At 74.1% G+C, this 18,269-nt stretch carries 15 protein-coding genes and 2 pseudogenes; 7 read left to right on the top strand and 10 right to left on the bottom strand.

Annotation, left to right across the window (positions count from 1 at the left end; translation table 11 throughout):
- The 4 genes from ACVJO7_RS26900 to ACVJO7_RS26885 all read right to left on the bottom strand — a co-directional run bounded on the left by ACVJO7_RS26900 (position 1) and on the right by ACVJO7_RS26885 (position 2,719).
- On the bottom strand, positions 1-1,518 hold the full coding sequence (locus tag ACVJO7_RS26900) for an ABC transporter substrate-binding protein (RefSeq protein ID WP_491675191.1): 1,518 nt from the start codon (positions 1,516-1,518) through the stop codon (positions 1-3).
- Between the two features lie 258 nt (positions 1,519-1,776).
- Positions 1,777-1,941 carry a hypothetical protein gene (locus ACVJO7_RS26895; protein WP_491675190.1) on the bottom strand — a complete coding sequence of 55 codons (165 nt, stop codon included), beginning with the start codon at positions 1,939-1,941 and terminating at the stop codon, positions 1,777-1,779.
- A gap of 14 nt (positions 1,942-1,955) precedes the next feature.
- On the bottom strand, positions 1,956-2,177 hold the full coding sequence (locus ACVJO7_RS26890; protein ID WP_491675189.1) for a hypothetical protein: 222 nt from the start codon (positions 2,175-2,177) through the stop codon (positions 1,956-1,958).
- A 185-nt stretch (positions 2,178-2,362) separates the two neighbouring features.
- Positions 2,363-2,719 (bottom strand): hypothetical protein, encoded by a 357-nt coding sequence (locus tag ACVJO7_RS26885; protein ID WP_491675188.1) that lies wholly within the window; start codon positions 2,717-2,719, stop codon positions 2,363-2,365.
- 86 nt (positions 2,720-2,805) lie between these two features.
- On the opposite strand from ACVJO7_RS26885, the pseudogene ACVJO7_RS26880 reads away from it, so the two are divergent.
- Positions 2,806-2,874 (top strand): annotated as a pseudogene (locus ACVJO7_RS26880) (hypothetical protein); the annotation flags it as partial.
- Between the two features lie 159 nt (positions 2,875-3,033).
- Here the strand turns inward: ACVJO7_RS26880 and ACVJO7_RS26875 are convergent.
- A pseudogene (locus ACVJO7_RS26875) lies at positions 3,034-3,501 on the bottom strand (T6SS phospholipase effector Tle1-like catalytic domain-containing protein); the annotation flags it as partial.
- A gap of 96 nt (positions 3,502-3,597) precedes the next feature.
- Between ACVJO7_RS26875 and ACVJO7_RS26870 the strand changes: the two are divergent.
- The gene (locus ACVJO7_RS26870; protein WP_491675187.1) at positions 3,598-5,352 is read left to right on the top strand and encodes a peroxidase family protein; all 1,755 of its coding nucleotides are present in this window, start codon (positions 3,598-3,600) and stop codon (positions 5,350-5,352) included.
- Positions 5,353-5,394: 42 nt separating this feature from the next.
- Here the strand turns inward: ACVJO7_RS26870 and ACVJO7_RS26865 are convergent, their stop codons facing one another.
- Positions 5,395-6,204: a helix-turn-helix domain-containing protein gene (locus tag ACVJO7_RS26865; protein WP_491675186.1), complete on the bottom strand. Its 810-nt coding sequence runs from the start codon at positions 6,202-6,204 to the stop codon at positions 5,395-5,397.
- 94 nt (positions 6,205-6,298) lie between these two features.
- A complete protein-coding gene (locus tag ACVJO7_RS26860) occupies positions 6,299-7,273 on the bottom strand; it encodes a helix-turn-helix domain-containing protein (RefSeq protein ID WP_491675185.1) in 975 nt (324 codons plus the stop codon).
- Positions 7,274-7,474: 201 nt separating this feature from the next.
- On the opposite strand from ACVJO7_RS26860, the gene ACVJO7_RS26855 reads away from it, so the two are divergent.
- Positions 7,475-8,377, top strand: coding sequence for an alpha/beta hydrolase (locus tag ACVJO7_RS26855; protein WP_491675184.1), 903 nt, complete (start codon positions 7,475-7,477; stop codon positions 8,375-8,377).
- 6 nt (positions 8,378-8,383) lie between these two features.
- On the opposite strand, the gene ACVJO7_RS26850 is transcribed toward ACVJO7_RS26855, so the two are convergent.
- Positions 8,384-9,196 carry an alpha/beta fold hydrolase gene (locus ACVJO7_RS26850; protein WP_491675183.1) on the bottom strand — a complete coding sequence of 271 codons (813 nt, stop codon included), beginning with the start codon at positions 9,194-9,196 and terminating at the stop codon, positions 8,384-8,386.
- Positions 9,197-9,245: 49 nt separating this feature from the next.
- A complete protein-coding gene (locus ACVJO7_RS26845) occupies positions 9,246-10,760 on the bottom strand; it encodes a flavin-containing monooxygenase (protein WP_491675182.1) in 1,515 nt (504 codons plus the stop codon).
- A 141-nt stretch (positions 10,761-10,901) separates the two neighbouring features.
- On the opposite strand from ACVJO7_RS26845, the gene ACVJO7_RS26840 reads away from it, so the two are divergent.
- Positions 10,902-12,767 carry a sigma-54-dependent Fis family transcriptional regulator gene (locus tag ACVJO7_RS26840; RefSeq protein ID WP_491675181.1) on the top strand — a complete coding sequence of 622 codons (1,866 nt, stop codon included), beginning with the start codon at positions 10,902-10,904 and terminating at the stop codon, positions 12,765-12,767.
- 6 nt (positions 12,768-12,773) lie between these two features.
- On the opposite strand, the gene ACVJO7_RS26835 is transcribed toward ACVJO7_RS26840, so the two are convergent.
- The gene (locus tag ACVJO7_RS26835) at positions 12,774-13,670 is read right to left on the bottom strand and encodes a LysR family transcriptional regulator (protein WP_491675180.1); all 897 of its coding nucleotides are present in this window, start codon (positions 13,668-13,670) and stop codon (positions 12,774-12,776) included.
- Positions 13,671-13,785: 115 nt separating this feature from the next.
- Between ACVJO7_RS26835 and ACVJO7_RS26830 the strand changes: the two genes are divergently transcribed.
- The 3 genes from ACVJO7_RS26830 to ACVJO7_RS26820 are packed head-to-tail and all read left to right on the top strand — an operon-like array spanning position 13,786 to position 18,232.
- Positions 13,786-16,047 carry a thiamine pyrophosphate-dependent enzyme gene (locus tag ACVJO7_RS26830; protein WP_491675179.1) on the top strand — a complete coding sequence of 754 codons (2,262 nt, stop codon included), beginning with the start codon at positions 13,786-13,788 and terminating at the stop codon, positions 16,045-16,047.
- 2 nt (positions 16,048-16,049) lie between these two features.
- A complete protein-coding gene (locus tag ACVJO7_RS26825) occupies positions 16,050-17,228 on the top strand; it encodes an acyl-CoA dehydrogenase family protein (protein ID WP_491675242.1) in 1,179 nt (392 codons plus the stop codon).
- A gap of 20 nt (positions 17,229-17,248) precedes the next feature.
- Positions 17,249-18,232 (top strand): zinc-binding dehydrogenase, encoded by a 984-nt coding sequence (locus ACVJO7_RS26820; RefSeq protein ID WP_491675178.1) that lies wholly within the window; start codon positions 17,249-17,251, stop codon positions 18,230-18,232.
- Positions 18,233-18,269 lie beyond the last annotated feature (37 nt).

The raw sequence follows: 18,269 nt of genomic DNA, 5'->3' as shown, positions 1-18,269 counted from the left end.
TCAGCCGCGCGCGACGCGGGTGAGGTCGATGGACTCCGACGTCGAGTTCACCGGCAGGCCGGTGACGTCGCTGCGGTGCGCGGTCAGCCAGGGCGTCAGGTACAGGAACCCGGCGGCGGCGCGATCGGAGATGCGCTCGGCGTAGGCGCGCATCCGGTCCGGGTACTCCTCGGCCGGGCCGCTGCGCGCCTGCTCCAGCATGTCGTCGGCGACCGGGTCCTGGTAGCCGAAGTAGTAGTCCGGATTGGAGAACTGCCCGATGTCCCACGGCTCGGCGTGGTTGATGATCGCCAGCTGGTAGTCCTTGCGGCTGAACACCTCGTCCAGCCAGACCGCCGGGAACTCGCGGATCCGCAGGTCGACGGTCAGCCCGACGCGGGTGAGATCGGACTGCACGACCTGGGCCGCGGCCACGTACTGGGGCAGGTTCGGCACCGTGAAGCCGATCTCGGCGCCGGTCAGCCCGGCCTCGGCGAGCAGCTGCGCGGCGCGCTCCGGATCGTGCGGGTAGGGATCGGGCCGGTCGTCGTACCAGGGATCGGTGGGCGGGACCATCGAGGTGATCGCGGTGCCGCGGCCGTCCGCCGCGACCTCGCGGACGGCGTCGTCGTCGACGGCGTGCCGGATCGCGCGGCGGACCCGCTCGTCGTCGAACGGGGCGGTGGCGTTGTTCATCGCCAGCACCACCTCGCCGTTGGTGGTGCCCTCGGTGACGCCGAACTCCGGATCGCCCTCGAGCTGCTCCAGCAGCTGCGGCGCGGTCAGCCCCACGACCGCGTCCGCGCTGCCGCTGAGCAGCGCGTTGACCTGCGCCGTCGGGTCGCTGTAGTAGGCGAGGATGAGCCGGTCGGCCGGCGGCGGGCCCGCCCAGTGGTCGTCGTTGGCGACCAGGCGCATCTCGAAGCTCTGCGCGTAGCCCTCGACCCGGTACGGCCCGGTGCCGACGGCGCTGGTCGCCAGCTCGTCCACCGCGCCCGGGGTGAAGATCGCACCGGCCGGGCCGGCCAGGTTGCGGAGCAGGTCGTTGTCCGGTTCGGACAGCTCCACCACCACCTCGCGCGGCGACAGCACCCGGGTCCCGGAGATCGACGACAGGGACCGCGCGCTGGCCGTCGTCCACTCGTCGAGCCGGTCGAAGCTGAACGCGACGTCGTCGGCGGTCATCGGGGTGCCGTCGGAGAAGCGGACGCCCTCGCGCAGCCGGAACGTGTAACCGAGCCCGTCCGGCGCCGCGGTCCAGGACTCGGCGAGCAGCGGCACCACGCGGGCGTCGTCATCGATCTTCACCAGCCCCTCGTAGACGTTGTAGAGCAGGGCCTGCGGGATCGCGACGCCCGCGCTGCGGGTGAAGTCGAGGTTCGTCGGCGAGGTGCCGAGGGCGATCGTGATCTCCCCGTCGGCGGACCGGGACGCCGGCGGGCCGGCCGCACAGCCGGCCAGGATCACCGCCGTGACCAGCGCCAGGGCCACGACCGGCAGACGTCGGCGGGCCCGCGTCGGGCGCGCGGTGGGCGGCATGCGACCCCCTCTTCAGCTGCTACTGGCTAGGCCAGTAAATCGGAGCGGTGGGTGTGCGACAAGAGCCGGACCGGAGCAGTTGCACCGCCGTCACGTCGGTGAAACGGGATGGGGTGGGATGCGGAGCGTGGGGAGCGCGGGGCGGTACGGCGCCAGGCCCGGTGTGGGGCGCGACGCGGGCGCGGGCGCGGGGGCGGGGCGCCGGGGCGATGCGGGGCGGGGTGAGCGACGCGCGGTGCGGGCGGGTGCGCGGCACGATCACGGCTCCGCCGGCCGGATCGTCACCGACGCGTGACGGTGGCTCGAGCAGGACAGGGCGACGCGGACCTGGGCGCGAGCGACCCGCGGCTCGCACCCAGGTGCGAGCACGCCGATCTGTTCGGAGGTGTGCAGCAGGCCGACGGCGACCGTGGCGACACCCATCATGACCAGCGTGATCAGGAGACGACCTTGCGCCCGACGACGTCGGTGAGCCGCGCGAAGATCACCGCGCCGATCGGCCGGACGATGAGTCCGGCGGCGAAGGTGAGCAGCGCGAACACCGTCTGCGTCGTGGGCCCGTAGTCACCGAAGAACCGGCTGCCGATGATCGGCACCAGCGCTCCGTAGAGGAAGAAGTCGTAGTACTCGAACGCCGTCCCGGCCGAGGACGCGGCCACGACCTTGCGTTGTCCTTGTTCATCGGCGTCCCTTCACCAGTGCCTCGTCGCGAACCGACGGAGAGTGGGTGCGAGGAAGGTAGGAGCGCGGCCCGTTGCGAGGGTTCGTTCCGTTCCCGGCCACCGGAATGCGCGCGGAATTCGGCGGGTCACCCGCCGAGCAGGTCGGCGATCGCGGCCGGACGCTAGGCGAACAGGGTGTGCCCGGCGTCGAGGGTGTCGGTGCGGAACGCCGTCGCCGGGGCGGTCGCGTCGGAGTGGGAGATCATCAGGTCCTGCAGTCCGGGCGGCAGCGCCCGGTCGCGGGCCGCCCGCAGGTAGCGGCGCGGCGCCGAGCCCCGCCGGCCGGCGGTCGCCGCCGGGTCCGTACCGAGCAGGCAGAGCGGCTTGTCCGGGGTGAGCGCGTGGGCGAGCGCGTCGGCGTCGTCCAGCCCGGTCAGGTAGGTCTCGCGCAGCGCGCGCCGGTAGCCGGGATCGGTGCGCCGGGGATCGATCCGGACCGCCCCGGTCACCGCCGGGTCGCCCAGGTAGAGGGCGTGCACGCGGTCGCGGTCGGCGACCGGATCGCGGGCAACGAGGAGTACGGCTGCGGCCGCGCGGCGCCGACCTGGGCCGCCGCGACATCCGGGTGAAGGCAGTCGCGCCCGGCCTGGTCCGCACCCCGGCGACCGCAGCGAAGATCGGCTCCGGGGTCTTCGAGGACGTGGTGACCCGGTCCCGCCCGCTGCCCCGGGTCGGGCGGTCCGACGACGTCGCCGGTGAGCGGACGGCGGGCGGCCCGATGCCCAGGCCGGCCGCACGGGCCTCGTCGGCGATCCACTCGCGGGGCAGCGCGGAGAGCGGGGCGGGGCCGCTCGCCGCCGCCGACGTCGGAGTGCGCCCCGACGAACCAGCGCTGCTCGACCGACGTCGGGTGGTCCGGGACCGGGACGGGCACGGCCGTCCAGAGCGTCGGGGTGAACTCGGGGCGGTCCTCGTCGAGGGCGACCGCGTGCCGGGCGACGTCGACGTACCCGCTCAGCGCGGTGTCGTGGAACCGGTACCGGTGGGCGAACACCCCGGATCCGGTTCCACGGCCCGTTCCCGACGCCCTCCACGTAGCACCGCTGCTGTCCGCCGCCGGGGTCCTCGCGCCCGCTCTCGGCGGTGCGGTCGTGCAGCAGCGCGACGTGCGTCCCGTCGGCCGGGTCGTTCCACGTTCCGTCCATGAACACCGCGAATCGCATGCACCACCGTCGCGACCGGTGACCGGCCCCCGCAATACGCATTCCTGATCAATTTCCGGCGCACGTTCCGCCTGGTCACAGCGGACTCTCCCGGTCATCGTCCGGATTCGGTATCCGGAACCCGGAAAGATAGTTCGCTACGCACATGTGCGTATGGAATTTCCGGTAACGGCACTTCTATCGTCATTCCCACCGTGCCCACCACCACGACGATGCGGGGAGTGCAGACGATGAACGAGAACGCCGACGGACGCCGGGTGATCACCGGGATGCGACACGGCGGACACGCCATCGTGGACAAGGCACCGGGTGCCGACCGGGCCGTCGAGCACGGGTCGGTGCGGCTCAGCGAGATCACCCAGGACGCCGAGATCGCGAAGACCGACGGCATCGCGGGCGCGCTGGCGCTGGCCGGGGTGAGCGACTTCGACTACCTGTTCCCGGCGCTCGCGAACGACCCCGCCAAGCTGCTGCCCGCGGAGACGCCGCAGATCGCGGAGACCACCGTCGCCGCGCTGAACGCGCTCGGCACGGCCATGATCGAGCAGGCCCCGCCGTCCGGTCCGGACGCGCCGATCCCGCCGGTGCACACCTACTGGGGCCAGTTCGTCGACCACGACCTGACGGCCGCGACCGACAACGACAGCGTCATCGGCATCGACGTCACCCCGCTCACCCCGATGCCCCCGGCCGACGTCGTCTCGCTGCTGGTCAACAAGCGCAACCCGGCGCTGAACCTCGACTCGCTCTACGGCGACGGGCCGTTCGCCACGCCGGTGCCGGGCGGGATCGCCGTGCCGTACCGCGCCGACGACCCGGCCAAGTTCGTGCTCGGCACCCTGTCGGTGACCGGTGGGGCGGCCGGGGTGCTCATCCCGCCGGTGAACGACGACGAGCGCGACCTGCCCCGCCAGGACCGGGTCGCCCTGATCGGCGACGGCCGCAACGACGAGAACCTGGTCGTCGCGCAGCTGCACGTGGCGTTCCTGCGCTTCCACAACAACGCCGTCGACTGGGTGCGCGCGAACGAGCCCGGCCACGCCGGGACCGGTGCGGTGTTCGCCAGGGCCCGCGACCTCACCCGCTGGGCGTACCAGTGGCTGACCGTGCACGACTACCTGGACACCGTGCTGGACGTCGGCGCCGTCGACCGGGCGATCGCCGGTGAGGACGACCCGCTCGGGCTCCTCGGCCGGGAACGGACCTACATGCCGCTGGAGTTCTCGGTGGCCGCCTTCCGGTTCGGCCACAGCATGGTGCGCGGCGCCTACGACTGGAACCGCAACTTCGGCTTCCCCGGCGGCTTCCAGGAGCGCGCGACCCTGCAGCAGCTGTTCCAGTTCACCGGCACCGGCGGCTTCATCGGGGGCGCCACCACGCTGCCCGACAACTGGCCGGTCGAGTGGCAGCGGTTCGTCGAGCTCGACGATCTCTTCCCGATCCGGGCCGCCCGTCCGATCGACACCTTCCTCGCCGGCCCGCTCGCCGACATGGTCAACCAGCTCGACGGCACGAGCGTGCTCCCGGACAGCGACCTCGGCAAGCTGTTCGTGCACCTGGCCCGGCGCAACCTGCTGCGCGGGTTCCGGCTCGGCATCCCCACCGGGCAGGCCATCGCGACCGCGCTCGGGATCACGCCGCTCACCGTCGCCGAGCTGACCGACGGGCTGGACCCGGCGATCCGCACCGCGCTGGAGTCCGGCGGTCTCGTCGACCGGACGCCGCTGTGGTTCTACGTGCTGCGCGAGTCCGAGGTCCGCAACGGCGGCGCCGCGCTCGGGCCGGTCGGCAGCCGGATCGTCGCCGAGACCATCGTCGGGCAGCTCCGGAAGGACCCGCGGTCCTACCTCGACCGCGACGGCTGGACGCCGGACGACGGCGTGCTGCTGCCCGACGGCGGGGCCGTCACCTCGATCGCCGCGTTCCTCCGGTTCGCCGGGGTGCTGTGAGCGGCGCCGGGGCGTGCGGCGCGCCGGTTCCGGGCCGGGCGTTCAGGAGCGCAGGGTCGCGCTGGGCGGGCAGCCGTACTCCGCGCGGTACCGCGCGGCGAAGCGCCCGGGATGGGTGAAGCCCCAGCGTGCCGCGACCGCGGCGACCGACTCGCCCCCGGACGGGTCACCGGCGACCAGCTCGGCGTGCGCACGGGCCGGCCGGGCCCGGCGCAGCTCCTCGATCGGGGTGCGGCCACGGTGCCGGCGGAAGGCGTGCTGGAGCCCGCGGACGCCGACCCGGGCGGCCGCGGCCGGCACCAGCGGGTGCAGCGCGGCGCCGTCGTCGCCCAGCACGTCGCGCCGCACGTGCGCGACGGCGCCCTGCCAGTAGCGGGCGGCGGCCCCGCTGACCGGCAGCATCGAGCTGAACCGCACCGGCCCGGGCCCGAACAGCGAGCGGGCCGCCCGCTCCAGCAGCGCCGCGTCGATCGAGACGGTGTCGACGGCCATGTCCTCGAGCCGGTTCCACCAGCCGCGCTCCGGGGGCATCAGCAGCGGCTGCCCCTGCTCGGCCCCGGCGGTCTCCCGCCCCGACCGGACCCCGAGCCGGCCGCCGGACCAGCCGGAGATCACGTGCAGGGTGCCCACCGGCGCCGCGACCTCGAACTCCGCGACCATGCTGTACGCGAGGTGCGCCACCGCGAATCCGGGCCCGGCGGTGCCGGTGTGGGCGAACCGGAACCCGTCGGCGTCACCGGAGAGGGTCACGGTGAAGTCGGCGTAGGCGTCGCGCAGCACCTGGTTCGACCACTCCGGGTCGGTGGAGCGCAGGTCGAACCTGGTCAGCGGCGATCCGGGTGGCTCCGGCACGTCCGACGTTCCTCCGGGAGGGGGCGACCGTCCCGGTCGTACGCCGGGTTTCCGACTCAGTATCCACAACGTCCGGCCCGGGCGGGAGGACCGGTCAGTGCCGTGCCGCACCGTTCGCGGACCGGTAGCCGCGCGGGGACAGCCCGTACTGCGCGGTGAAGGCGCGGTGGAAGTGGCTGCTGTCGAAGAACCCCCAGCGGTGGGCGATCGTCGCGATCGGCTCGTCGCCGGCGGTCAGGTCGTCGCGGGCGCGGGCCAGCCGGCGGCTGCGCACCACCCCGCCGAGGGTCTGTCCGGCGGCGCTGAAGACGCGGTTCACCGTCCGTTCCGACACGCCGTGCGCGCGGGCGACCCCGGCCGGGGTGATCGCCGGCCCGGCGAGGTGCCGGTCGATGTAGCGCACCATGGCGGCGCGCAGCACCGGGTCGCCGACGAGCCCGGGCGCCGGCCCCCGGTCCTCGGCCGCCCGGACCGCCCCGGCGAACAGTTCGAGGGTGGCGTTGCGGGCGGCGACGGTCGCCGCCGGACCGAGCGCCGGGAGCGTGCCGGTGAGCGCGTCCAGGTAGTGCGACAGCAGCCGGACCGCGGGCGCGGACCGGTCCAGGGTGATGCCCGGCGTCGCCCACGCCCGGCCGCCGACCTCGGTCAGCGCGGCGCGCGGGATCAGCAGGCTGCGCTTGACCAGCCGCTGCGCCACCGCGAACCGCGCGCTGCCGGTGCTGTCCCACACGACGGCGTCGCCCGGGCCGAGCCGGGTGGTCCGGTCGCCCTGCCGGACGGTCTCCGCGCCGTCCCGGACGAACAGCACCACCACGAACTCGCCGTCGGTGTCGGCGATCTGCGCGCGGGACCGCACGCCGCGGGTCCGCTCGCACTCGGTGTCGACCAGCGCGACATCGTCGACCCACCAGCGCCGGACGCGCGCCCGGAACGTGCCGCCGGGCCGGGCGGTCCCGGCCTGCACGCTCCACGGCAGGTGCGTCGCCGTGACGATCTCGCGCCAGCGGTCCGACATGTCGTCGTCGGCGCGGCCGTGCACGCTCCACCGGTCCGGTCCGGTTCCTGTCACTGCCGACCTCCCCATCGCCGGTGCGGCGGCGCCCCGGGATGACACCGGCAACTGTGGCACCGGCGCGGCCCGCGCGGAAGCGCCTGGCGGGCCCGTACAACGACCGGTCGCCCGGGTACACGCCGCACCGCCCGGCGGCCGCCGACACTGTGCTCCCCGGGGGGGTGTCCGGTGAGTTCGGTACGCGAGGAGATGACGACGATGTCCCGACGCGACGTGGAGTTCCAGGCCGACGGCACCACCCTGCGCGGGTGGCTCTACGAGCCCGACGGCGGCCCGCGCCCGTACCCGCTGGTGGTGATGGCGCACGGGTTCTCGGCGACGAAGGAGATGTACCTGGACGACTTCGCCGAGGTCTTCGCCGCCGGCGGGCTGGGGGTGCTGGTCTACGACAACCGCAACCTCGGCGAGAGCGACGGCGAGCCGCGCGGCGAGATCGACCCGTGGCGGCAGATCGAGGACTACCGCTCGGCCGTCACCTTCGCCTCCGGCCTCGGGGACGTCGACGCCGACCGGATCGGCATCTGGGGTTCCAGCTACTCGGGCGCGCACGTCCTGGTGGTCGCGGCGATCGACCGGCGGGTCCGGGCGGTGTCCTCGCAGGTGCCGCTGATCAGCGGGAACGAGAACGCGCGCCGGCTGGTCCGGGCCGACCACATCGCCGGGCTGCGCGCCGCGTTCGACGCCGACCGGGTCGCGCGCTACCAGGGGGCCGCTCCGGCGACCATCCCGGTCACCTGGGTCGACGATCCCGGCGAGCCGTGCGCGCTGCCGACCGCCGACACCCACGACTTCTTCCTCGGCCCGATCCGGGAGCGCGCGAAGACCTGGGAGAACGAGGTGACGCTGCGCAGCGTGGAGATGTTCACCAACTACGAGCCGGGCGCCTACCTGCCGCTGATCAGCCCGACCCCGCTGCTGCTGACCGTCGCCGCCGGGGACCACCTGACCCCGGCCGACCTGGCACTCGCCGGCTACCAGCAGGCGCGCGAGCCGAAGCAGCTCACGATCCTGCCCGGCGGGCACTTCGAGGCCTACACCGGCGACAACTTCGCCGTCTCCAGCGCCGCGCAGCTCGACTTCTTCCGCGCCCACCTGGGGTGAGCGCGGTCAGCCCCCGGCGTGCTCGCCCAGGAACCCGGTGACGATCTTCGTCAGGTCCTCGGGACGCTCGATGTGCAGGCCGTGGCTGGACCCGGGGCCGGTCACCAGCTCGAAGCGGGCCCCGGGGATCGCGTCGGCGACCGCGCGGGCCTGCCACGGCGGGGTCAGCAGGTCCTGCTCCCCCACCACGACCAGGCTCGGCGCGGTGACCGCGCCGAGCCGGTCCAGGGTGTCGTGCGCCAGGTCGGCGTCCCACTGCTCGACGGTCACCTGCATCTGCGCCTCGTTCTGCGGGAACGCGGGCAGCATCGGCTCCAGCAGCGCGCCGAAGTCGGGATGGTCGAGCAGCTGCGGCGAGAACGCGATCCCGGACGCGGCCAGCGCCGCGTCCATGTCCCGGTGCACGTAGGGGGCGCGCAGCGCGCTGAGCACCGCGCGCTGGAACCCGTCGGCGCGGGCCCAGGTCGCGTACAGCACGGCGGAGCGGACCTGGTCCGGGCGGGCGAGCGCGAGCTCCTGGGCGACCGCCGATCCGAGCGACCAGCCGAGCACGTGCGCCGACGGCACGTCGAGCGCCTCCAGCAGCGCGGAGGCGTCCTCGGCGAGCGCGCCGACGCTGATCGGGCCGGCCCCGCGGTCGCTGCCGCCCAGCCCGCGGTTGTCGAAGGCGATGACCCGGTGGGTCTGTTCCAGGCGGCCGACCAGCTCGCCCCACAGCGGGATCGAGCCGGACGTTCCCATGATCAGCAGCAGCGGCTCGCCGTCGCCGCTGATCTCGTGGTTGAGCGTGACGCCGGTGCGGACGGGGATGCGGGGCACGGGTCCTCCCTGGGACACGGGTCGGGCGGATGGGGTCGGGCGGGTCCGGTCAGCGGTACTGCAGGCCGTCGTCGACGTCGGCCCCGGGCAGTGCGACGCGCTCGTGGTCGTGCTCGTGCATGTGCGTCCACGGGTCCCGGTCGCCCTGCCGGAACATCCGGTCGCGGCAGCGCTGCACGTAGCCGGGGCCGAAGTTGTCCAGCTCGACCCAGGGCCGCAGCTCCATGCCGGCGTCCTGTGGGCGCAGCTGCGGGACGACGGTGCTCGCGCCGCGCTCGGCCATCCGGTCGAAGATCCGCCCGATGACGTCGTTGACCAGGTCCAGGCGCAACGTCCAGCTGTGCCGGAAGTAGCCGAAGGCGTAGGCCATGTTCGGCACGCCGCTGATCATGATCCCGCGCCAGGTGACCCGGCGGGTGAAGTCGACCGGCTCGCCGTCCACCCGGAACGGGATGTCGCCGAACACCGACAGGTCGAACCCGGTCGCGGTGACCACGATGTCGGCCTCGATCACCTCGCCGGAGGACAGCCGCACGCCCTTCTCGGTGAACTCGTCGATCGTGTCGGTGGCGACCGAGACCCGCCCGGCGCGCATCCGCTCGAAGAAGTCGCCGTCGGGCACGAACGCGATCCGCTGCTGCCACGGCCGGTAGCGCGGGATGAAGTGCTTCTCGACGTCGGTGCCCTCGGGCAGCAGCGGCCGGATCGACTCGACGAGGAACTCGTGCAGCTGGTCGGGATCGTCGCGCCCGGTGGTCGCCAGCCAGTCGAGCTGCTGGACGTACTGGCGGCGGAGGATCTCGTGCGTCCAGTCCGCCGGGAGGTCCAGCGGCTCCAGCAGGGTGGCGAGCTCGTGCACCCGCGGCGCCGGGAACCAGTACGACGGCGAGCGCTGCAGCATCGTGACGTGCTCGGCGGTGCCGGCCATGGCGGGGACGACGGTCGCCGCCGTGGCGCCCGATCCGATGACGAGCACCCGGGCGCCCTCGTGGTCGAGGTCGTCCGGCCACGCCTGCGGATGCACGATCCGGCCCTCGAAGCGCTCCGTGCCGGGCCACTGCGGGGTGTAGGGCTCGTCGTGGTTGTAGTAGCCCTGGCACATCCAGAGGAACCCGGCGGTCAGCCGCAGCTGTTCACCGGTGTCGGTGCGGGTGACCTGCGCGGTCCACCGCCGGTCCGCCGACGACCAGTCCAGCCCGGTCACCCGGTGCCGGTAGCGGATGTGCCCGGCGAGGTCGTCCTCCTCGATGACCTCGTCGAGGTAACCGAGGATCTCCTCGCCCGCGGCGATCGACGGGCCGCGCCAGGGCTTGTGCCGGTAGCCGTAGGTGAACAGGTCGCTGTCCGAGCGGGCGCCGGGGAACCGGTGGGTCCACCAGGTCCCGCCGCGGGCGTCCTGCGCCTCCAGGATGGTGAAGCTGCGGTCCGGGTACTGCTCGCGCAGCCGGTGCGCGGCACCGATGCCGGACACGCCGGCCCCGACGATCAGGACGTCGACGTGCTCCGGCCCGGCCGGGTCGTCGTCCCCCGCCCGGTCGCGCTCGAGGGTGGCGGCGTCGGTCATGTCGGGACCTCCCGGATCGGCGGTGACGGGACGGCCCGACGCTAGGCCGGGTGTCCGGCCGGGTCGGTGTCCCAATCTCGGACAGGCAGGTTCCTTGACGAGCACCGCATGATGTGATGGGAAGCACAGGGAGGTGCGGCGTTGGGTGACCTCGTCCGCCGGCGCCGGCTGCTCGACGCGGCCCGCTCGGCGTTGCTGGAGCGGCCCGACGCCGACCTCCCGGACGTGCCGCGGCACGTGGTGGCGTCCTGGCGGCGCAGCGCCGCCCGCGGCGTCGACCCGGGTGTGATCGCGAACCAGTACCACCCCGACCTGGACGTGCAGTCCCGGCTGGTCCGGTGCGCCCGCCCGGTCGTGGAGCAGCTCGCCGAGCAGGTCGCCGACATCCCGGTGTGCATCGCGCTCACCGACGACCGGGCCCGGCTGCTGGGCCGCCGGGACACCACGTCCCGGATCGGCCGCGACGCCGACGTGCACAACTTCGCGGAGCGGTTCGGTTACGCCGAGGACGCGGTCGGCACGAACGGTGTCGGCACGGTGCTGGAGAGCGGCGACTCGGTGCACATCGTGGGGGCCGAGCACTTCGTCGAACGGCTGCACGACTACGCCTGCGCGGGTGCCCCGGTGCACGATCCGTTCAGCGGGCGGATCGAGGGCGTGATCGACATCAGCTGCCGGGCCGAGCACTCCTCGCCGGTACTGCACTCGCTGGTCCGCTCGGCGGCCGCCCGGATCCGGGACCACCTGCTCCGCGACCGGGATCCCGACCAGCAGGCGCTGTTCGACCTGTACACCCGGGTCGACGCGCGCACCCGGCGGGCGGTGCTGGCGGTCGGCCGCCGCACGGTGCTCGCGAACGCCGAGATGCGGACCCTGCTGGAGCCGGGTGACCTGGTGGCGCTGCAGGACCACGCGCGGTTCCTGATGATCGGCGGGCCCGGGGTGGATGACCGGATCGACCTGCCATCGGGTGCCCGGGTGCGGCTGCGCGGGAGCACCGTCTCGGTCGGCGGGACGGTCGCCGGGCTGGCCGGGGAGGTCGCGGTTCTCCGGGAGGCGGGCGGTGTCCCGGCGCCGCGGGCGGCCGGGGACGATCGCGCGGCGATCGCCGCCGGATCGGTCCGCAGCCCGGCGCTGCGGGCGGCCAGGGCGGTCGTGGCGGAGGCGTTGCGCACCGGCGTCCCGGTGCTCGTCGTCGGCGAGCCGGGGAGCGGGCGGCGCCGGCTCCTGGCCGAGCTGGACCGTGCCCTGCGCGGCCCTGACGACAGTGCAGCCACCGCCGGCCCGGCGGACACGGCCGGTACCCCCGGCGGCGGATCGGCGCCGCTGGTCGTGCTGCACGACATCGACCGGCTCGACGACGACGGCGCCCGGCGCGCGCTCGCCCTGCTCGACCGGCCGGACGCCCGGTTCGCCGCGACAGCGACAACGACGACAGCAACGACGACAGGGACGACGACAGGGACAGCGACAGCGGCGGCCACGGCAACAACGACGACCGCGACGGCGGCGACAGCAGCAACGGCGACGGCGACCGCGGCGGCCGGCCCTGGCAGCAGCCCGCGCGGGCCGTCCCACGACGCGCTGCTCGCCCGGTTCCGGCAGTCGGTGACGGTCCCGCCGCTGCGCAGTCGGCTCGGCGACCTCCCCGCCCTGGTCGGCGAACTGCTCGCCGAACTCGCCCCGGGCCGCGACGTCCGCCCGTCACCGGACGCACTGCGCACGCTCGCCCGCTACGACTGGCCCGGCAACGTACGCGAGCTGCGGGCAGCGCTGGAGGCCGCGCTCGGCAGGCGGCCGGTCGGCGAGCTGACCGCGGCCGACCTGCCCGAGTTCTGCCAGAGCGCGCCGCGCACCGCGCTGCGCCCGGTCGACCAGGCCGAGCGGGACGCGATCGTCGCGGCGCTGCGCGACAGCGGCGGCAACCGGGTCGCCGCCGCGGCGGCGCTGGGCCTGGCCCGGTCCACGCTCTATCGCAAGATCGCCCAGTACCGGATCAGCGGCTGAGCCGCCTCAGCGGTCGGCCCACCCGGGCACGACCTGCTGCAGGGCGTCGAGGAACTCCCCGATCAGCGGGTTCACGTTGCCGGTCCGGTACGCGACCAGCACCGTCCGGTGCGCCCGGTGCCGGGTGATCCGGGTCGCGGTGATCCGGTCGTCCGCGGTGTGCCCGAGCTCCGGCACGACGGCCACCGCGCCGGTCGCGATGACCAGCTCGCGGACGACGTCGTAGTCGTTGCTGCGGTGCAGCACCCGGGGCTCGAACCCGGCCGAGGCGCACAGCCGGGTCAGCGACAGCGCGCCCGCGGTGCCCTCCCGGCTGGTGATCCAGTGCCGGTCGCGCAGGCGTTCGATCCGGTCCTGCCCCGGTCCGCCGCCCGGGGCCTCGAGCAGGAACAGGCCCTCCCTGGTCAGCGCCCGCACGATGAGGTTCGGCGACCACGTGCGGGGGCACAGCCCGTACTCGTAGACCAGTGCCAGGTCCAGCCCGCCGTCGGCGACGCCCTCGATCAGCTCCTCGGGTTCGCCCTCCTCGAGGGTGATCTCGCTGTGCGGGCACCGGCTCCCGAACGCGGTCAGCGCGGCGGGTACCAGCTGGACGCTCGCGGTGGGGAAGCTGCCCAGCACCAGCCGCGAGCCCCGGCCGGCCGCCAGCGCCCGGACCCTGCGGCCGAACTCCTCGGCGCCGGCCAGCAGCGGCCTGCTCAGCTCGGCCACCTGATCGGCGGCGGCCGTCGCCCGCACGCCCTGCGCCTGCCGCTCGAACAGGACCAGCCCGCACTCCCGTTCGAGCGCGGCGATCTGCTGCGACACCGCGGACGGCGTGTAGTCGAGCTCGCGCGCGGCGAGCGCGAAGGAGCCGGTGCGGTGGACCGCCTGGAAGGTCACCAGGTGATGCAGCCTGTACACGCCACCTCCGGAAGGGGAGTCCTCAGCATAAGCATCGCTGGTGCTAGCCGCCATGAACCATCGGCCTACTGGGGCTTGGAGTCCGCCCGGACAGGCCGCATCGTTGCAGCGGGCATTGTCGCCCCTGATCGGAGGGCACCACGGTGGAGGCACCGGACCAGCACTTCCTCGACACCCTCACCGGGCTGCCCGGGGCCCGGCCGCACTCCCGCGCGTCCGAGGTCGCGCCCGGGGTGAGCGGGGCCCGCTGGAACTGTTCGACTCCCAGATCGGCAGCCGGCACCTGGACTACGCCGCGCGCGAGCTCGGCCGGACCGGCCGGGGCTTCTACAGCATCGGATCGGCGGGGCACGAGGGGAACGTCGCGGTCGCGGCCGCGCTGCGGCCGACCGATCCGGCCCTGCTGCACTACCGCTCCGGCGGCTTCTACCTGGAGCGCGCCCGCCAGGTCCCCGGTCAGAACCCGCTGCGGGACGTGCTGCTCGGCATCACGGCCGCGGTCGACGAGCCGATCTCCGGCGGCCGGCACAAGGTCTTCGGCAACCGGGCGCTCGGGGTGATCCCGCAGACCTCGACGATCGCCTCTCACCTGCCCCGGGCGGTCGGCCTGGCCTTCGCGGTGGAGCGGGCGGCCAAGCTCGGGCTGGACCGGGAGTGGCCGTCGGACGCGGTCGTCGTGTGCAGCTTCGGCGACGCCTCGGCCAACCACTCGACCGCCGTCGGGGCGATCAACACGGCACTGCACTGCGCCTACAGCGGGCTGCCGATGCCGGTGCTGTTCGTGTGCGAGGACAACGGCATCGGGATCAGCGTCCGCACCCCGGCGGACTGGATCCGGCACTGCTACGGCACCCGGCCCGGGCTGCTCTACCTCGAGGCCGACGGGTCCGACCTGCTGCAGGCGCTGTCGGTCGCCACCGAGGCCGCGTCCTGGGTCCGCAGGCACCGGGCACCGCTGTTCCTCCGGCTCCGCACGGTCCGCCTGATGGGCCACGCCGGGTCCGACGTCGAGCAGGCGTACCGCTCCCCCGACGAGATCGCGGCCGATCTCGCCCGGGACCCGGTGGTGGCGACCGCCCGGCTGCTCGCCGAGCTGCGGGTGGCCGAGCCCGACGAGATCGTCGAGCGGTATGAGGAGGTCCGCGACGAGGTCGCCGCGCTGGCGGCGGAGGCCGTCCGGGCGCCCACCCTGGTCTCGGCGGCCACGGTCACCGCCCCGATCGCACCGGCCGATCCGGAGCGGATCGCCGGGCACGCGTCGGTCGCGGCGCCGGCGGACCGGCGGGCCGCCGCGTTCGGCGGCCGGCTCCCGGAGGGCGAGGGCGGCCTGACCGTCGCGCTGGCGATCAACCGGGCGCTGACCGACCTGCTGGCCCGGGACGAGGGCGCGCTGGTGTTCGGCGAGGACGTCGCGGTCAAGGGCGGGGTCTACGGGGTCACCCGTGGCCTGCGGAAACGCTTCGGTGCCGCCCGGGTCTTCGACACCCTGCTCGACGAGCAGAGCATCCTCGGGACCGCGCTCGGGACCGGGCTCGCCGGGTTCCTGCCGATCCCGGAGATCGAGTACCTGGCCTACCTGCACAACGCCGCCGACCAGATCCGCGGCGAGGGGGCCACGCTGCCGTTCTTCTCCAACGGCCAGTACCGCAACCCGATGATCGTCCGGGTGGCCGGGTACGCCTACCAGAAGGGCTTCGGCGGCCACTTCCACAACGACAACAGCGTCGCCGCGCTCCGGGACATCCCCGGGGTGATCGTCGCGTCCCCGGCCCGCCCGGACGACGCCGCCGCGATGCTGCGCACCTGTGCGGCGGCGGCCCGGGTGCACGGCCGGATCTCCCTGTTCCTGGAGCCGATCGCGCTCTACCACACCAGGGACCTGTACGAGGAGGGCGACCGCGGTTGGCTCGCCGGCTACCCGGAGCCGGCGCGGTGGCACCGGGCGCACGTGCCCCTCGGCCGGGCCCGGGTGTACGGCGACGGAACCGACCTGACCGTCCTGACCTTCGGCAACGGCGTCCGGATGAGCCTGCGAGTGGCGCACCGGCTGGCCGCGAGCGGGTACGGCGTCCGGGTGGTGGACCTGCGCTGGCTCGCCCCGCTCCCGGTGGACGACCTGCTCGCGCAGGCCCGGGCGACCGGCCGGGTGCTGGTCGCCGACGAGACCCGGGAGCAGGGCGGGGTCGGCGAGGCCGTGATCGCCGCCCTGGTCCAGGGCGGGTTCCGCGGCCCGATCCGGCGGGTGGCGAGCGCCAACAGCTTCATCCCGCTCGGGCCCGCGGCGGACTGCGTGCTGCTCGCCGAGGAGGACGTCGAGAAGGCCGCCACCGGCTGCCTGGCCGAACGGGCCGACACCACAGTGCGGAGGACCACGTGACCCTGCCCCCGATCCCCGGCCCGGCCCGGGACTACCTCGACCTGGACGGGCTGTTCACCCCCGACGAGCTCGGTGTGCGCGACGACGTCCGGGCGTTCGTCGACAACCGGATCCGGCCGAACATCGCGGCCTGGTACGAGTCGGCGACCTTCCCGGTCGAGCTGGTGAAGGAGCTCGGTTCGCTCGGGCTGCTCGGCATGCACCTGAAGGGATACGGCTGTCCCGGCCGCAGCTCCGTGGAGTACGGGCTGGCCGCGATGGAACTGGAGGCCGGGGACTCCGGCATCCGCACGTTCGTCTCGGTGCAGGGATCGCTCGCGATGACCGCGATCTCCCGGTTCGGCTCCGAGGAGCAGAAGCGGCGCTGGCTCCCCGGGATGGCCGGCGGGGACCTCATCGGATGCTTCTGCCTGACCGAGCCGACCGCCGGCAGCGATCCGGCCCGGATCACCACCCGGGCCGTCCGGCGCGGCGACGGCTGGGTGCTCGACGGTGCGAAGCGGTGGATCGGGCTCGCATCACTCGCGGACGTCGCGGTCGTCTGGGCCCGCGACGACGGCGAACCCGGGAAGATCCTCGGGTTCGCCGTCCCCACCGACACCCCCGGGTTCGCCGCGACCCCGATCGGCGGGAAGCTGGCGATGCGCGCCTCGGTGCAGTGCGACGTCACACTGACCGGCGTGCACCTGCCCGCGGACGCGCTGCTGCCCGGGTGTACCGGCCTGCGCGGGCCCTTCACCTGCCTGAACGAGGCCCGCTACGGGATCATGTGGGGTGTCCTCGGTGCCGCCCGGGACGCCTACGAGTCGGCCCTGCGCTACGCGCTGGACCGCGAGCAGTTCGGCTCGCCGATCGCCTCCCGCCAGCTCACCCAGCAGAAGCTGGTCGAGATGGTGCTGGAGATCCAGAAGGGGCTCCTGGTCGCCGAACGCACCGGCCGGCTCAAGGACGCCGGGCTGCTCCGCCCGGAGCAGATCTCGTTCGGCAAGCTCGCCAACACCCGGGCCGCGATCGACGTCTGCCGCAGTGCCCGCACCGTCCTCGGCGGGAACGGGATCGTGCTCGACCACTCCCCGATGCGGCACGCGGCCAATCTCGAGGGTGTCCGCACCTACGAGGGCACCGACGAGATCCACGCCCTCATCATCGGCCGGGCCATCACCGGCATCCCGGCATTCTGAATCCCCCGGAGGACTGTGACGTGCGCGCCGCGACGCTTGCCGCACCCGGTGTGGTGGAGGTAGCCGACTTCCCGATCCACGAGATCGGTCCCGGACAGCTCCTGGTCCGGATGCACTACGCAGCGATCTGTGGCTCGGACGTGCACATGGTCTACGACCGGATGCACGATCCGGCGCGGATCGGCACGCCCGGCTACCCCGGGCACGAGGGGATCGGTGTGGTGACCGAGAGCCGGTCCGGGCACGTCCCCGTGGGCACCGCGGTGCTGACCGTCCCGCTGGGGCGCAGTGGCGGCTGCTTCGCCGAGTACCAGCAGGTCGACGACACCCAGGTCGTCCCGCTGCCCGACGGCGCCGACCTGCGCCGCCTGCTGCTCGCCCAGCAGCTCGGCACCACGATCTACGCGATGCGCAAGTTCACCCGGGCGCTGGTGGAGCCGCCGGAGCACGTGGCCGTGCTCGGCGCCGGCGCCGCCGGGCTGTTCTTCGTGCAGCTGGCCCGGCAGGCCGGTTGCCGATCGGTCGTGGTGTCCGATCTCAGCGAGGGGCGGCTCGCGCTCGCCGCCACGCTCGGGGCGACCGCCACCGTGCTCGCCCCGCAGCACGACCTGGTGGCGGCGGTCCGGGACTGCACCGCCGGTGCCGGCGCCGACCTGGTGATCGAGGCCGCCGGCTACGACCGCACCCGGGCCGACGCCGTGGAGGCCGCCCGCGAGCACGGCACGGTCGGGCTGTTCGGCTACCCCGAGCGGCACGGCCGGTCGCCCTTCCCGGTCGAACGGGCGTTCCGCAGGTCGCTGACCCTGGAGTGGATCAGCGGCACCCAGCAGGAGCCGGGGCTCCGCTCGTTCCGCGAGGCGGTGGGCGCCATCCGGAGCGGGGCGATCGCCGTCGATCACTGCCTCACCTGCATGTACGAGCTGGACCAGGCACCCGAGGCGCTGCAGCGCGCCCGGGACCTCGGCCGCGGCGTGGCCAAGGTCGGCTTCGCCATCACCGGCTGATCCGCACCCTCTCCCCCACCGTCGACGACGATCGGAT

This window comes from Pseudonocardia sp. DxW, from assembly GCF_058448985.1.
The sequence above is the reverse complement of the archived record's forward strand: the minus strand, read 5'-3'. Positions and strand labels throughout refer to the sequence as shown.